This window comes from Methylobacterium sp. 4-46, from assembly GCF_000019365.1.
Classification (GTDB): domain Bacteria; phylum Pseudomonadota; class Alphaproteobacteria; order Rhizobiales; family Beijerinckiaceae; genus Methylobacterium.
This window is the reverse complement of the sequence record NC_010511.1, coordinates 1,755,557-1,769,867: the sequence shown is the minus strand read 5'-3', so window position 1 is coordinate 1,769,867 and position 14,311 is coordinate 1,755,557. Positions and strand designations below refer to the sequence as shown.

Below are 14,311 nucleotides of genomic sequence, written 5' to 3'. Positions count from 1 at the left end.
GTTCGCTGATCGGGTCCCCTGCTCGGCGCGACGCGCCACCCCCGGGAGGATTCGCTCCCGATCCGCGGAGTCGTCCACATGGCTGAACTCGGACCACCCATGCAGGCTCGTCCGGCAGGTGCGCCGACGGGGCTCGGCTCGGATGCCGTGGCGGGCGCCACGGTCGCGGCGGTCGTTCTGCCCAAGGCCATGGCCTACGCGACCGTGGCCGGATTGCCGGTGGCGGTCGGCCTCTACACGGCCTTCGTGCCGACCATCCTCTACGGCCTGCTGGGCTCGTCCCGCGTTCTCAGCGTGAGTTCGACGACCACGCTGGCCATCCTGACCGGGGCTGAACTCGGCAGCGTGGTGTCGGACGGCGATCCCGCGAAGACAGCCGCCGCGTGCGCGACCCTCACCGCCCTGGTCGGCGCGCTGCTTCTCGCGGCGCGGCTCCTCAAACTCGGCGTCGTCGCCGATTTCATCTCGGTGCCGGTCCTGACGGGCTTCAAGGCCGGGATCGGTCTCGTGATCCTGCTGGACCAAGCCCCCAAGCTTCTCGGGCTCCACGTCGCCAAGCAGTCGTTCTTCGCCGATGCGCTGAGCCTCGTGCGACACCTCCCCGAAACCTCCCTGCCGACCGCGGCCGTCGCGGGGATCACGCTGGCCGCGCTCATCGTGATGGAGCGCCTCAGGCCCCACTCGCCAGCGCCCCTCGTGACCGTCGCGGGGGCGATCGCGGCCTCGTGGCTCCTCGACCTCCACGCCCGGGGCGTCCCGATCGTCGGTCCGATCCCGCGCGGCCTCCCCGCGCTGTCGTGGCCCGACCCGGCCCTCGTCCAGGCGCTTCTTCCGGGCGCGATAGGCATCGCGCTGATGAGCTTCGCGGAGAGCATCGCCGCGGCGCGAGCCTTCGTGGTTGCGGGCGATCCGCCCATCGATGCCAATCGCGAACTCATCGCCACGGGAGCGGCCAATCTGGGGGGAGCGTTCCTCGGCTCCATGCCGGCCGGCGGCGGGACGTCGCAGACGGGCGTCGTCCGGGCCGCCGGGGGCAGGACGCAGACCGCCTCGCTCGTCGCGGCGGCGGCGGCTCTCGCCACGATGCTGGTCCTGGCGCCGATCTTGAGCCTCCTTCCGCACGCGACCTTGGCGGCAATCGTCGTCGTGTACTCCGTCGGCCTGATCCAGCCAGGGGAGTTCCGGGCCATCCTCCAGGTGAGGCAGATGGAGTTCCGCTGGGCCATCATGGCGGCCATCGGGGTGCTCGTCTTCGGCACGCTCCAGGGCATCGTCGTCGCGGTCGTCCTCTCGCTGGTCGGCCTGGCCCTCCAGACCGCGCGCCCCGCGGTCGCCGTGATCGGTCGCAAGCGCGGTGCGGACGTCCTGCGCCCCCTCTCGCCCGAGCATCCCGACGACGAGACCTTCGACGGCCTCCTGATCATACGGCCCGAGGGACGCCTTTACTTCGCGAATGCACAGAACGTGGGTGACAAGATCAGGCTGCTCATTGCAGAACACAAGCCTCGCGTGGTCGCCCTCGACCTCAGCCGCGTTCCGGATATCGAGTATTCGGCCCTCAAGATGTTGCAGGAGGGCGCGAGACGAACCAGCGTGACGGTTTGGCTCGTCGGCTTGAATCCCGGTGTGCTTGAGATGGTGAGGCGCTCTGGTCTGGACAGGGAGCTCGGACCGGATCGCCTGCTGTTCAATGCGCGAGTTGCTATTCAGCGATACCAGGAGAGACAAGCGAAATGCGTGCCCGATTAGAGCATTTTCCGACGAAGTGGATGCCGGTTCGTCGCAGAAAATGCGGCAAGATCAGAGATCTAGTGCACAGACACTGACGAACGCACCACGCGCTCATTTGCTAAACGTCTACAAACGCCCGAGAAATCGCGCTGAGCTTTGTACGTTTTGAAGGCGTCAGTGCACTAGAGCGGCACCCGGTTGCAACGTGATCGGGTGCTGCTCTAGACTCGTCGGCGCCGGACGAGCGGCGTGCCATGCGCGCTCGGCATCGGGACGCAGCCACCCCGACGGCTTCGCGCCCGGCCTCGGTCCGCGCCTCGGCCTCGTGAGGCTGCCCGTCGGATCGGATCCCGCCTCCCTCGGCGAAGCACGCGATCCGAAACTCTCGCCGAAACTCTCGCCGAAACTTTCGCCGAAACTCTCGCGCCGGCTGCCGGTTATGGCTGGCACCGATGACCGCCGCCCCTCAAGCCCGGACCGCCCCCTCGCTCAAGGGCCCCGCCCGGCCAGCCCCGCCGCCTCGGGGACAGGCCCGACGCACGCGCGACGATCCCCCTCCCGATCACCGCTTCGTCGGCGGTCACCGGCGGGGGGCCGACCGGCTGCGCTCGTCCGCGACCCCACCCAGGCGCGCCCGCGCGCATCTCCGGACCCCGCGCAGCGATCCAGCAGTGCGCTCCTGCACCGACGCCGTGGCGGCCTATCAAGTAGATACTGGATGTTTCGAGGCTCCCATCGCCTGCGCAGACCGCCGCATTGCCCGATCATCCGCTTCAACGCAGCATTCAGGCATGCCAGAGTAGAAGTTTGCCCATGATCGACACTCCCACCATCGGGGATCTCCACAAGCGCAAGCGCGTCACCGACGAGCAGCTCGACGCTGCCGTGGCGGACTACCTGAACGATCCGGCGCCCGGGCCGCGACAGCTCGCGGAGGGCATCGCGATCGACGTCTGCGCGATCATGCAGGCCAACCCTCAGGCCCGCGAGGTGCTGGCCATGCATGGCTCGTCCGACGCCCAGATGCGCGCGGCGGTGAGGACGGCGATCCTGCTGGCAACGCCCACGCGCGACCGGGACGCGGCCGCCGCGCGGGAGGCAGGGCCCGCGTCTCCGACCGTGAGGCGCCGCCGGGCCCCCGGTGCGCGGGGAGCAGACGCGGGACATCCGACCGTCCAGGACAAGTGAGGCCGCCGCGACGGGAGCGAAGCCCTGCCCGTCCGCGGCTCGGCTCGGCTCGGCTCGGCTCGGCTCGGCTCGGCACGAGGCCGTCGGCATCGCGGCGTCGTCGACCCCCTGCCCGGCCCGCTCCCCGCCACGGGGTGAGGGCAGCGCGACGAGGGAGGTGCGAGGCGCGTCGGTCCGCGCGGAGACGGGGCCGGAATCGGAAGGCGCGGATCCCCGTCGGGGCCCGGGACCGGCCGCTCGTCCCCGCCGCGCGTCGACGGAGCGGGACGATCGGGGACCCGCGCCCGCGCGAACGGGGCCGATGTCCCCGTCCCGAGCCTCCACGGCCTGTCCATGCCACGGCTATTCGCCTCGCGCCGGATAAGATCGAGCGCAATTCGCTGACACTGGCGCATTCCGCGGCACGGCCACGTTCTTGAGACGTGTATTGCGAAGCCGCCCCATTTATGATCTACATGACAGCCCTGATCCAGAAGCACTGGAGGCACGACTATGCCTTCCGATGTGCCGTCGAGTGGCAATCAAGGCCGCGACCCAGAGTTTCAGAAGGGTCTTATATCAAAAGATTCAAAATGTTTCAGCGCACCGTCTATCCCATTCAATTTCACCCACGTCTTCGCAGTCAAGGCCGTCTACGATATACTGTTAGAGCTTGAGCTAGATCCTGAAACTGTCCTTGAAGAAGCCGGGATCGATGCCCAGATCTTCGAGACGGTGGAAACGGTCTCTTTCGCGGCGTTGGGCCGCCTGACGGCACTGGCCGCCGACCAGGCGCGGTGCGCCCATTTCGGCCTCCTCGTTGGTCAGCGCACCACCCTCGGCTCGCTCGGCCTGCTCGGGACGCTGATGCGCCACTCCGAGACGATCGGCGACGCCCTGCAGGCCTTGCAGACGCACCACGATCTCCTGAACCGCGGCGCCATGATCGAGCTGGCGGTCGATGGTGCCGTCGCGACCGTGAGCTACGCCCCCTACGCGTCCGACGTCGACGGCGTCGCGCTCCACTGCGAGAGGGCCGTCGCGGCCCTGACCAACGTCCTGCGCGCGCTGTGCGGCGCGAAATGGAGCCCGGACGAGGTGCTGCTGCCGCGGCTCGAGCCGCCGGACACGACACCCTACACGGGCTTCTTCCGGGCCCCGGTCCGGTTCGCGCAGGAGATCGCCGCGCTGGTGTTCCCCGCACGGCTCCTGAAGCGGCCGGTGGAGGACGCCAACCCCGTCATTCGCGCGAGCGTGGAGCGGCGCATCCAGCAATGCGAGGCCATCCTCCCGTCCGACGTCACCGACGAGGTCCGGCGGCGCGTGCGCTCCAGGATCATGCAGAAGCGAATCGAGAAGGATCAGGTCGCCCAGACGTTGGCGATCCACCAGCGCACGCTGACCCGCCGCCTGAAGGCCGAGGGAACGACGTTCCGGTCCATCGCGAACCAGACGCGGCTCGGCATCGCCAAGCAGCTGCTGGCCGACACCACCATGAGCTTGGCGCAGATCTCATCCGTGCTCGAATTCTCGGAGCCCGCCGCCTTCACGCACGCCTTTCGGCGCTGGACAGGCATGACGCCGAGCGCGTGGCGCAACGAACGATGGGCCAAGTAGCGGCCCTGCGCGGATCCGCGGTCCGCGGCGCGCGATTCGGGACGGGGCCGCCATCAGCCTCGCAGGTTTCGCGCGTGCCGCCGGGCTCGGTCCCGGCGTCGGCGGCCCAGGCCGATCTCTCGGGTTCCCGAGGCGCGTGGTTGTCGAGCGGGCGCGACTGCGCGAATACGGTCGCAGCCAACGCGGTCGCGGTTCTCATGGCAGCCGTGCCGAATGGCGGTCTCACGCGCGTCCACGGCGATCATGATCCGACCGAGGTCGCGTATCAGCGCTGCTCTCGGTCTTGGCGGCGCGTTGTCCCGCACGATCAAGCCTGTCGACGCCGCCCGGGTCATTGAGCGTCATGGCGAGGCGGGTCGCAGGTGGCAGGGCGATGGGCACGACGGTGCGCTGGCTCGTTGTCGCTGCGGGTCTCTGCCTCGTCGCCGGGCTGGCCGTCGCGGCGTGGCGCCACCTCTCGAAGCCGGCGATCCTGTCGGTCGCGGTCGGGCCGGCCGAGTTCGACGACGCCGTGCTCATCGCCGCCTGGAGCCGGGCCCTCACCCAGGGCGGCGCTCCGGCGCGCCTGTCCGTGATCCCGACCTCCGGCCCGACCGAGGCGTTGGCGCGGCTGGCCGCGGGCAAGGCGCAGCTCGCGGTCGTGCGCGGCGACGGCGCAGTCTCGGAGAAGGTCCGCGCCGTGGCGATCCTGCACAAGGATCCGGTGGTGATCGTCACTCTGAGCAAGACGAGGATCGCCGGCTTCGCCGACCTGAGAGGCCGGGTGCTCGGCGTCGTCGGCCCGCCCAACGCCAACGATCAGATCGTCGCGACGCTGCGCAATCACTATGCGGTCTCCGTCGACGCGAGGACCGTCCCGCCATCGGCGATCGAGATCTCGGACGCGATCAGGAGCCGAAAGGTGGACGCGCTGCTGTTCACGGTGCCGGCCACCCGCGGGGCGAGGATGAGGGAGAAATGGGCGGCCGTGCGCCGCGCCAGCCGCCGGGAACTCGCCTTCCTGGAGATCAGCGAGGCCGAGGCCATCGCGGCGGCGACCCCGGTCTACGAGGCCACCGAGATCGCAGCCGGCCAGTTCGGCGGCTCGCCCACGCTGCCCGCGGAGAGCCTCACGACGCTCGAGGTCGCGACCTTCCTGGTCGCGGACCGGGAGGTCTCGAACGACGTGATCACGCAGCTCACCCGCCATCTCTTCGACAATCGCCAGAAGCTCACGCCGGATGCCCCGCTCGCCGCGCTGGTGGAGGCTGCCAGCACCGACAAGGACGCCGTCATTCCGGTTCATCCCGGCGCCAGGGCGTTCTACGACAGCGAGGAAACCACCCTGATGGAGCGCTACGGCGACTGGCTCTTCTACGGTCCCATGATCCTGGGGCTGCTGGGCTCCGGACTGGCCGCGATCCTGCGGTTCCTCGGCGTCCCGCGCGTCCAGGATGCTCCCACGATCCTGTCCCGCGCGCACGAGATGATCTCGTCCATCGCGCGGGCCAGCACGCTGTCCGATCTCGAGAGGATCCGCAGCCGCCTCGACGAGGCGGTCGCCACGATCGCGTCGCAGGCGGCGCGCGGCCGCCTGGAGGAGCACCAGGCCGCGGTGATCCACTTGGCGGTCGACTACGTTGACCAGGCGCTCACGAAGCGGGAGGAGGCGCTCCGGTCGGCGCGCCGCGCGGAAGCCGCCGGAGACGTCGCGCTGCAAAGACGTGAGCCGCTCCGGACGGGCCGGGAGGCCGGTCTTCCCACCTGATCGCGGCCATCGCGCGCGGGATCCGCTTGGGTCAACCGGATCCCGGATCAGGCGTGAGGCCAGAGGGAATCCCTCGCGAGCGGCTCCCCGGCAGCGGCTGCGCCCCGACGCCGCGGGACCTGCGCGCCGGCCTGCCCCGGCGCGACGGCCGCCCCGCGCGGCTCGCTCCGCCTCGCGGCGTGGCGGGCGAACGCGTCGCTGAGCGGATTGGCGGTCAGGCCATGGGCCACGACGCTGAGGATCACCGTGCAGGCAACCGTGGCCGCCATGAGGTCGCTGCCGGGCACCTCGGCATCCAGCACCAGGACGGCGAACACGATGCTGGCCAGCCCTCGCGGGCCGAACCAGCCGAGGAACACCTTGCCGCCGGCGTCCACACCGGAGCCGGCCAGCGCGATCCACGCGGGAGCCATCCGGATCACCGTGAGGCTGAGGCCGGCATAGGCGACCATCTCCCAGCCGAGGCGCGGCGCGAGTTCGCTGACCACCGTCGCGCCGAAGAGCGCCCAGGTGAGGAGCGCCAGCACGTTGCCGGCGCCCTCGGCCGCCATGAGCAGTTCGTGCTTCACCGTCCGCCGCCGCGCCATCCAGCCGGCCGCCAGCCCCCCCACGAAGGACGCGATGAAGCCGCTGCCGCCCAGCGCCTGCGCGGCCGCGAACGACGTGATCGCCAGCGCGACGGCGGGCATCTGGCGCCACCCGGTGCCCATCCAGCCGCGGCGCTCCGCCCATCGCAGCCCCCAGACGCCGATCACCGCGAGCCCGACCCCGGTGACGAGCCCGATGCCGATCTCCCGAACGAAGTGCGACATCACCAGCTGCAGGTGGTCGTTGTCGGCCGCCCGATCCGCGGCCAGCGCGAGCAGGATCAGCAGGACGGGCACGCAGATCCCGTCGTTCAGGCCGCTCTCGACGTTCAGGCCCTCGCGAACGGCCGCGGGCACGGACGGGTTGGTGACGACGGCCTTCCCGAGCGCGGCGTCGGTGGGGGCCAGGATGGTGGAGAGGAGCGCGCAGCCGAGCAGGCCGATCGTGGGAAACAGCAGGTACGCGGCCGCCGTACCGAGCACCAGCGTGAGAGGAAGCCCGACCAGGAGCAGGCGGACCGGGATCGCGTAGGAGCGCCGAAGCACACCGAGATCCGCGTTGGCCGCATCCGTGAACAGCACCAGCGCCAGCGTCAGTTCAGCGAGAGTCTTGAGGACTTGCGCGCGTGAGCCGATCTCCAGCAGATTCAGGCCCATCGGTCCCAGGGCGAGCCCGAATGCCGTGAAGACGAGAGCGCCGGCCACCGGCGTGCGCTCCAGCGGCGCGGCAACCAGACTGTAGGCGAACACGAACGCGAACAGGATGGCGATATTCTGGTACATGGGCCAGATCCCCGACCGAGAGTGTTTCCCGTTGCGCCTGCCTCGATCTCCGGACGCGTGCGGGGTGCGGGACGTTTCGTCCGACGCGATGCCGCCGCCCGGCGCGAAGCGAGCCCCTCCGCAGGCCTCGGCGCTCAGGGCTGCCCGCTGCCGGAGGCCCGGGAGCGCAAGCTGAGGATGTAATCGATGAGGGCGTCGCGCTCCTCGCGCGAGAGCTGGAAGCTCGGCATCCCGGGGTGATGCTGCTGCAGGAAGACGCTGAGCGCGACGCCGGTCGTGGAGGGCGCCTGCGCGACGGCGACGAAGTCGGGGGCCGGGCCGCCCCTCGGCCGGGAGATGGAATCGACGCGGTGGCACTCGGCGCAGAGATCGTCGGCGAGGCGGCGCCCCCGGGCAACGCTGTCCTGCGACCAGCCTCGGTCCGCGCCCGCGACGAGGAGGGTGAGGATGAGGAGGGCGCGGGTCGAGCCGGACAGGAGGTCCGGACGGTGTTTCGGCGTCCCGCGTCCTCGGTGCATCGCCTGCCTCCCCGCATGGCAGCGCCGGCGCGACGCCTGGGCGTGGCCCTCGGCATCGATCGGCGCTGCGGCCTCGGCTGAACTCTCGCGATCCTATCAGGGCGGAATCGTCGCTCGCCGCCTTGATGTAGATCAGGTTGAAGCGGCGCCGAACGCAAATCTCCTCGCTGCGCCCGGCGCCCTCCGATGGTCGCGTCGAAAGGCCGGCAGGATCGCAGGGTGTCGGCCCCTTCGGCCTGCTCGCGCGGCACCGGCATCCCGGTCCGCCTCCCGCTGCGCGGCGGGTGCGGCCGCGCGTTGCGCCGCGCCCCCCATCCGGAACGGCAGCCCATCACCGCGGAGGCGACCTCCGGACCCTCCACGCCCTCGAGGAGGCGATCCGTTGCAAGATGTCAGGGTTCCACCTCTGGCAGCGCCCGATTCAATATCAATTGTGAAGTTTGGCAAGCCTCTTCATCGCGCTCACGGTGGTCAGACCGGACAGATATTGACTTATGTCAAGGACCACAGCATCGAGAAACATACGATTGTGCCAGGCAAGACGGTGGCTCGAAGCCTCAGAGCGGCGGCCGGCAGGTGGACCGGACGCATGGGCATTCCGACCGCGCCATCAGGTCAGTCCTCGCTCCGACCCGGCGGGGCGAGGAGGTCATCGCTCGGACGAGGCCGGATGGCGCGGCTCCTGCCGCACCGATCCCGCTCGGCCGGAACCGGGTGAGACGGTCGGCGTGGCGACGAATTCAGTTTCGTTGCCAAACGACTGAATTTTTTCAAGTATCATCTCCGAATTTTGCTTCATATCATATCCGACAGAGAGTGCTGGTCGGGGTCGTATTTCGCGCAACTGCGTTTTGGCTCGGGTAAAGTACTTGGCGGGGGCGGCCGATCGAAGCGGCGTTCGGTCATCATGCGTCGCAGCAAGACCGCAGCATCGGCACCGAAGAAGGGAGGAGTGGGCATGATGTCAGCCATCAGTTGGAGTTGCGAGCGATCGCGGCCGGAGGCGAGGCGTGCCGAGACCAGCATCCCTCCGCGCCCGGCCGCCCCTGCCGCCGTTCACGGCAGCGCCGTCGAGGCGATCTGCGAGGTTCTGGTGGCGCTCGGGATCGAGCCGGCTCCGCTGCTGGTGCAGAGCGGCATCGGCCCGCGATGCCTGGAGGGAGCCGGGGCGCTCTCGTTCGAGAGTCTCGGACGCTTGATGGCGCTCGCCGCCCGCCGGAGCGCCTGTCCGCATTTCGGCCTCCTGGTCGGCCAGCGCACCACGCTGGCCTCGCTCGGGCTGCTCGGCGTGCTGATGAGGAACTCGGAGACGGTCGGTGACGCCCTGCGGGTGCTGGAGACGCATCACGGTCTTCTCAACCGAGGGGCCGTGATCCGCGTCGCGGTGAACGGCCCGCTCGCCATCGCCAGCTACTCGCCCTACCGGCCCGAGGCCGAGGGGATCGCGCTCCATTGCGAGCGGGCGCTCACGGCGATGACGAACGTGATCAGATCCCTCTGCGGGGGCGATTGGGCGCCCGAGGAGGTGCTGCTGCCGCGCCTGGGGCCGGACGATGCGACGCCCTACGCGAATGTCTTTCGCGCTCCCGTCCGCTTCGGACAGGAGATCGCGGCGCTGACCTTCCCGGCGCGCCTCCTCGGGCGGCCGATCGGGGACGCGAGCCCGATCGTGCGCAAGCTTGCCGAGCAGCGCATCCGCCAGTTCGCGGCCAGCATGCCCGCGGACCTGACGGACGAGCTGCGCCGGCACCTGCGTGCCACCTTGACGCAAGGAGAGCTGAGCGCGCGCCAGGCCGCGGAGGCGCTGGCGGTTCACCGGCGGACGCTGAGCCGGCGTCTGAGGGCCGAGGGAACGAGCTTCCGATCGGTCGCGAACGAGACGCGCCTCTCCGTCGCCAAGCAGCTGCTGGCCGACACCAACCTGAGCTTGGCGGAGATCTCCGTCGCCCTGGAATTCTCGGAGCCCGCCGCCTTCACCCATGCCTTCCGGCGCTGGACCGGGACGACGCCGAGCGCGTGGCGCAAGCAGCGGCGAGATCCGAGCGGCGGCGAGATGAGCGACGGCCGTCGCGCTGCCGCGGGCGCGTGAGGCGTGAGGCGTGAGGGAGGAGATCCGCAATGGGACCTGCACACGGAGTTCGTGCCGCCGCGCTCGGCCTGGCCCTTTTCGCCTCGGCCGGGGGCACGCGCGCGACGGCGGCGCCGGCCGGGCTCGCCGGCTACCAGGGCGCCTGGGTGCTGGGCGGGCGCGACTGTGCGGAGGTGTACTCATCCGCCGGGAAAGGAACGTCGTTCAGGACGCCGCTCGACATCTTCGCGCCGGCCTTCATCGTCTCCGGCAACCGCCTCAGGACGCCGATGGCGTCCTGCCGCATCAAGTCGGTGCGCCCGGTGAGCGACCGTCAGCGGCTCGTCCTCGACTGCGCGAACGTCGTCGCCGTCAACGAGGTCAGGGTTCTCCTGGCGCTCGGGCCGAACGGAACCCTGAAGCGCTACTACGGCGATCAGGACCCCACGGGCGTGGAGTACCGGCGCTGCTCGGGCCCCTGACGGCGCGCAGCCCGGCGCCGGCCGCCGAGAGCCGCCCCTGGTCCGGGCCCGCAAGGCCCCCTCACCGAGACCCGCAGCGATGCGCCTGCCCCTCGTCTGCCTGACCCTCGCGGCCGGCCTCGCCGGCCCGGCCCTCGCGCAGCCGGGCGCCACGGTCGGCCTGCCGATCGGTGCCGGACTCGCCCCCAGGCCGGCGCCCGGTCCGCCCGCGGCGACGCCGCCGGGGCGCGGGCCGTGTCCCGCCGCGGTCGCGCCGGACCGCGCCGGCGAGCCGGCCGGCGGGGTTCGGCGCCGGACGTGCCGGGCGCCGTCCCGCTCGGCGGTCAGGCCCGCTCCACCTCGGAGATGACGTCGGCCAGGTAGAGCTCGATGCGGCGCACCGCCTGGTCGTCGTTGCCCGCCACCGCGACCGCGATGGCGGCGCCGCGATGGTGCGCCCGGCGGATGAGCCCCTCGGCCTTGGCGGCCGCCGCGCGCTCGGTCGCGGCGCGCAGGATCGCCCCCGCGCTTCCCGTCGTGACCCTGATCTCGAATGACGGCACTTCAGTTATGACCGAATCGATGCCGCGCCGAACCCGCGTGACTCGCCCGCGTCGCCCGGCCCCGACCGTCTCCAGGCGGGACGTCTCTGACGCAGCGACGCGGACCCGCCGCGCTGGCGCGTGAGGGTCGATGAGCGAACGCCGTCGAGCGTAGTGCAGGGTGGATCCAGCTGCAATCCAGACGTTCAGTCCGACTGCGATCTCGGCTGTCCTGTCCGATCAAGCGCCAAGGCACGCCAAGATTATCGTTCACATCGCAATGACCGGCGGAGCTGCTGCCGATCCCGAGCTCCTGATCGGCGGCCAGCAGCCCGTGCCGGCCGGCCCGTTAGGTCAAGGACACGACGCCATGAAGCGCCTCATCATCGTCACCTCCGCGATCGCCGCCCTGATCCTCACCAGCATCACCGCCGAAGCGCGCGGCTTCGGCGGCGGCGGGTTCCGGGGCGGAGGGGGGTTCCGGGGCGGAGGGGGGTTCCACGGCGTCCGTGCCGGCGGCTTCCGCGGCGGACGGGTGGCGGGCGTGCGCGGCGGATACCGCGGCGGCTACGGCCGCTACGGGTACCGCGGCGGCTACGGCCGCTACGGATACCGCGGCGGCTACGGCCGCTACGGATACCGCGGCGGCTACGGCGCCTACGGCTACCGCTATCGTCCCTACGGCTACGGGCTGGCGGCCGGCGCCGCGGCGGCCGCGGCGGCGGGCTATTACGGCTCCACCTACGGCGGATGCGGCCCGTCCCGCTACTACGACGCCGCGTCGGGTGTCTGCCGCCCCTACGGCTACTGAGCGGTCGCTCCTCGGCGCCCGCCGGGGCGGGCGCCGCCCGGGGATGGCCGCAGAGTGGAGGAAGGCCTGCCATGATCCGTGAACTCACGCCCATCGTCCTGGCCTTCGGCCTGGCCTCGCCCGCGCTGGCGCAGGCGCCCGCCGCGCCGCTCGCGCCGAGCCTGCTGATGCACGGCAATTACTGCGGCCTCGGGAACCGGGCGCCGCTGCCGCCGGTCGATGCGCTCGATGCGGCCTGCGCCCGCCACGACGCCTGCACGCCGGCGGGCGGGCTCCCGTCCCGCCGGTGCAATCTGCGCCTGCAATGGGAGGCCGACCGGATCTCCCGCGACCCGCGGCAGCCCGACGACGTGCGCGCGGCGGCCGGCTTCATCGCCTTCAGTGCCGCCCTCCTGCCCTTCGATCCCGCGCCTCCGGTCGTGGTCGTCAGGGTTCCTGCCTGGACGGATCCGTTCGCCTACCGCCGCGTGCGCGCCGCCGCCGTCTACTGAGCGGGGCGCGCAGGGCAGCCCTGTCCGGGGGACGGGGTGACCGGGCCGCCGTTCGGGCGGACGGCGGAGCCGATGCCGAGAGTTCGTCGCGCGCCGAGGCGCGCACGACGGATCCTCGCCCGTCGCCGGTCGCGGGGCCGAGTTGCCGGCGCCCCCCGGACCGCTCACCCGGGCGGCACGGGCAGCCCGGCCCGCCCGGGGCCGGCGGTGCGACCGCACCCTCCCTCATCACCGAGCGGCAGTCTCCCATGCGGATCAGCTCACTCGCCGAGGCGGTTTCCCTGATCCCCGACGGGGCCAGCGTGATGATCGGCGGCTTCATGGGCGTCGGCACGCCCGAGCCGCTCGTCGACGAGCTCGTCCGGCAGGGCCGGCAGGACCTCACCGTCATCGCCAACGACACCGCCGCGCCCGGGCGGGGCATCGGCAAGCTCGTGGCGGCCGGGGCGCTGCGGCGGGCGGTCGTCAGCCATATCGGGCTCAATCCCGAGACCCAGGCGCGGATGATCGCGCGGACACTGGAGGTCGAGCTGGTGCCGCAGGGCACGCTGGCCGAGCGCATCCGGGCGGGCAGCTGCGGCCTGGGCGGAATCCTCACCCCGACCGGGATCGGCACCCTCGTCGAGGAGGGCAAGCGGCGGATCACCGTCGACGGCCGCGATTACCTGCTCGAACCGGCCCTGCGCGCCGAGTTCGGGCTCATACAGGCCTTCCTGTGCGACTATCTCGGCAACCTCACCTACGCGCTGACCGGGCGGAACTTCAATCCGCTGATGGCGATGGCGGCCGAAACGGTGATCGTGTGCGCCGAGCACATCGTCCCGACCGGCGTCATCGCGCCCGACCACGTCGTGACGCCGGCGCCGCTGGTCGATCACGTCATCGCCTGCGGGTGAACCGATGGATCCGCACGTCGTCATCGCCAAGCGCATCGCCCGCGAACTCCGCGACGGGATGCTGGTGAATCTCGGGATCGGCATCCCGACCCTGGTCGCGAACCACGTCCCCCCCGGGCTCACGGTGTTCTTCCAATCGGAGAACGGCTTGATCGGGACCGGCCCGGTCCCGGAGCCCGGCATGGCCCTGCGCTGGCTGACCGATGCGGGCGGCAAGGCCGTCACGGCGCTTCCGGGCGCCTCGGCCTTCGACAGCGCCACCTCGTTCGCGCTGATCCGCGGCGGCCACCTCGACCTGACCGTGCTCGGCGGCCTCGAAGTCGACCAGACCGGGCGCCTCGCCAACTGGATGGTGCCGGGCCGGATGGTCCCGGGCATGGGCGGCGCGATGGACCTGGTGACGGGAGCCAAGCGCGTCGTCGTGGCCATGCAGCACACCGCGAAGGGCCGGCCCAAGCTCGTTCGGGAATGCACGCTGCCCCTCACCGCCGAGAGGCGGATCGACCTCCTGGTGACGGAGCTCGCGGTGATCGCATTTCCGGACGGGCGCGCGACCCTCGTCGAGACGGCGCCGGGCGTCAGCCTCGACGCCGTGCGCGCCGCCACCGAGGCCGACCTCGCCATCGCCCTCACCGAGGGCACGTGAGGGAAGCCCATCACCGCGCGGGGACGCGCGAGAAGGAGGAGAATTGCCCATGAGGATCATTCTCATCGTCGCCGGTCTGCTCGCGAGTTTGGTCGCCCTCGCGCCGACCGAGGCCGAGGCCGTCGTCTGCGCGCGCGGCGTCTACCGGGCCGGCTGCGTCGGCCCGCGCGGGGCGGTCGGCGTGCGCCGCGGCGTCTACGGCGCGCGCGCCGTGCGCGTGCGGCGCTACTGATGCCGGCGGCCCGG

14 protein-coding genes are annotated in these 14,311 nt (G+C 71.3%); 11 read left to right on the top strand and 3 right to left on the bottom strand.

Going from position 1 to position 14,311, the window contains the following annotated elements; all coding sequences use genetic code 11:
- The first annotated feature begins 78 nt into the window (after positions 1-78).
- The 4 genes from M446_RS07430 to M446_RS07415 all read left to right on the top strand — a co-directional run bounded on the left by M446_RS07430 (position 79) and on the right by M446_RS07415 (position 6,262).
- Positions 79-1,749 (top strand): SulP family inorganic anion transporter, encoded by a 1,671-nt coding sequence (locus M446_RS07430; RefSeq protein WP_012331496.1) that lies wholly within the window; start codon positions 79-81, stop codon positions 1,747-1,749.
- A 795-nt stretch (positions 1,750-2,544) separates the two neighbouring features.
- Positions 2,545-2,919, top strand: coding sequence for a hypothetical protein (locus M446_RS07425; RefSeq protein WP_012331495.1), 375 nt, complete (start codon positions 2,545-2,547; stop codon positions 2,917-2,919).
- 492 nt (positions 2,920-3,411) lie between these two features.
- Positions 3,412-4,515 (top strand): AraC family transcriptional regulator, encoded by a 1,104-nt coding sequence (locus M446_RS07420; protein ID WP_012331494.1) that lies wholly within the window; start codon positions 3,412-3,414, stop codon positions 4,513-4,515.
- A 373-nt stretch (positions 4,516-4,888) separates the two neighbouring features.
- Positions 4,889-6,262 (top strand): TAXI family TRAP transporter solute-binding subunit, encoded by a 1,374-nt coding sequence (locus M446_RS07415; RefSeq protein ID WP_012331493.1) that lies wholly within the window; start codon positions 4,889-4,891, stop codon positions 6,260-6,262.
- Between the two features lie 47 nt (positions 6,263-6,309).
- Here M446_RS07415 and M446_RS07410 read toward each other — a convergent pair whose 3' ends face one another.
- Both M446_RS07410 and M446_RS07405 read right to left on the bottom strand, forming a co-directional pair.
- Entirely contained in the window at positions 6,310-7,632 is a 1,323-nt protein-coding gene (locus M446_RS07410; protein ID WP_012331492.1) for a cation:proton antiporter, read from the bottom strand.
- Between the two features lie 134 nt (positions 7,633-7,766).
- A complete protein-coding gene (locus M446_RS07405; protein ID WP_012331491.1) occupies positions 7,767-8,150 on the bottom strand; it encodes a c-type cytochrome in 384 nt (127 codons plus the stop codon).
- 958 nt (positions 8,151-9,108) lie between these two features.
- Between M446_RS07405 and M446_RS07400 the strand changes: the two genes are divergently transcribed.
- A complete protein-coding gene (locus tag M446_RS07400; RefSeq protein ID WP_012331490.1) occupies positions 9,109-10,239 on the top strand; it encodes an AraC family transcriptional regulator in 1,131 nt (376 codons plus the stop codon).
- A gap of 29 nt (positions 10,240-10,268) precedes the next feature.
- Positions 10,269-10,700: a hypothetical protein gene (locus M446_RS07395; RefSeq protein ID WP_012331489.1), complete on the top strand. Its 432-nt coding sequence runs from the start codon at positions 10,269-10,271 to the stop codon at positions 10,698-10,700.
- A 323-nt stretch (positions 10,701-11,023) separates the two neighbouring features.
- Here the strand turns inward: M446_RS07395 and M446_RS07390 are convergent, their stop codons facing one another.
- Positions 11,024-11,242: a hypothetical protein gene (locus M446_RS07390; RefSeq protein ID WP_012331488.1), complete on the bottom strand. Its 219-nt coding sequence runs from the start codon at positions 11,240-11,242 to the stop codon at positions 11,024-11,026.
- A gap of 349 nt (positions 11,243-11,591) precedes the next feature.
- Here M446_RS07390 and M446_RS07385 point away from each other — a divergent pair, with 349 nt between their 5' ends.
- The 5 genes from M446_RS07385 (at position 11,592) to M446_RS07365 (ending at position 14,297) form a co-directional block, all read left to right on the top strand.
- Positions 11,592-12,032, top strand: coding sequence for a hypothetical protein (locus tag M446_RS07385; RefSeq protein ID WP_012331487.1), 441 nt, complete (start codon positions 11,592-11,594; stop codon positions 12,030-12,032).
- A gap of 71 nt (positions 12,033-12,103) precedes the next feature.
- Complete coding sequence (locus M446_RS07380; protein ID WP_012331486.1) at positions 12,104-12,523, top strand: hypothetical protein; 420 nt, start codon at positions 12,104-12,106, stop codon at positions 12,521-12,523.
- Between the two features lie 248 nt (positions 12,524-12,771).
- Positions 12,772-13,419: a CoA transferase subunit A gene (locus tag M446_RS07375; protein ID WP_012331485.1), complete on the top strand. Its 648-nt coding sequence runs from the start codon at positions 12,772-12,774 to the stop codon at positions 13,417-13,419.
- Between the two features lie 4 nt (positions 13,420-13,423).
- A complete protein-coding gene (locus M446_RS07370; protein ID WP_012331484.1) occupies positions 13,424-14,065 on the top strand; it encodes a 3-oxoacid CoA-transferase subunit B in 642 nt (213 codons plus the stop codon).
- 49 nt (positions 14,066-14,114) lie between these two features.
- Complete coding sequence (locus M446_RS07365; RefSeq protein WP_012331483.1) at positions 14,115-14,297, top strand: hypothetical protein; 183 nt, start codon at positions 14,115-14,117, stop codon at positions 14,295-14,297.
- Positions 14,298-14,311: the final 14 nt, after the last annotated feature.

What these genes read in the sequence shown, in the direction of transcription:
- M446_RS07430 (WP_012331496.1), top strand. Translation starts at nt 79, where the DNA reads ATGGCTGAACTCGGACCACCCATGCAGGCTCGTCCGGCAGGTGCGCCG.
- M446_RS07425 (WP_012331495.1), top strand. Translation starts at nt 2,545, where the DNA reads ATGATCGACACTCCCACCATCGGGGATCTCCACAAGCGCAAGCGCGTC.
- M446_RS07420 (WP_012331494.1), top strand. Translation starts at nt 3,412, where the DNA reads ATGCCTTCCGATGTGCCGTCGAGTGGCAATCAAGGCCGCGACCCAGAG.
- M446_RS07415 (WP_012331493.1), top strand. Translation starts at nt 4,889, where the DNA reads ATGGGCACGACGGTGCGCTGGCTCGTTGTCGCTGCGGGTCTCTGCCTC.
- M446_RS07410 (WP_012331492.1), bottom strand. Translation starts at nt 7,632, where the DNA reads ATGTACCAGAATATCGCCATCCTGTTCGCGTTCGTGTTCGCCTACAGT.
- M446_RS07405 (WP_012331491.1), bottom strand. Translation starts at nt 8,150, where the DNA reads ATGCACCGAGGACGCGGGACGCCGAAACACCGTCCGGACCTCCTGTCC.
- M446_RS07400 (WP_012331490.1), top strand. Translation starts at nt 9,109, where the DNA reads ATGATGTCAGCCATCAGTTGGAGTTGCGAGCGATCGCGGCCGGAGGCG.
- M446_RS07395 (WP_012331489.1), top strand. Translation starts at nt 10,269, where the DNA reads ATGGGACCTGCACACGGAGTTCGTGCCGCCGCGCTCGGCCTGGCCCTT.
- M446_RS07385 (WP_012331487.1), top strand. Translation starts at nt 11,592, where the DNA reads ATGAAGCGCCTCATCATCGTCACCTCCGCGATCGCCGCCCTGATCCTC.
- M446_RS07380 (WP_012331486.1), top strand. Translation starts at nt 12,104, where the DNA reads ATGATCCGTGAACTCACGCCCATCGTCCTGGCCTTCGGCCTGGCCTCG.
- M446_RS07375 (WP_012331485.1), top strand. Translation starts at nt 12,772, where the DNA reads ATGCGGATCAGCTCACTCGCCGAGGCGGTTTCCCTGATCCCCGACGGG.
- M446_RS07370 (WP_012331484.1), top strand. Translation starts at nt 13,424, where the DNA reads ATGGATCCGCACGTCGTCATCGCCAAGCGCATCGCCCGCGAACTCCGC.
- M446_RS07365 (WP_012331483.1), top strand. Translation starts at nt 14,115, where the DNA reads ATGAGGATCATTCTCATCGTCGCCGGTCTGCTCGCGAGTTTGGTCGCC.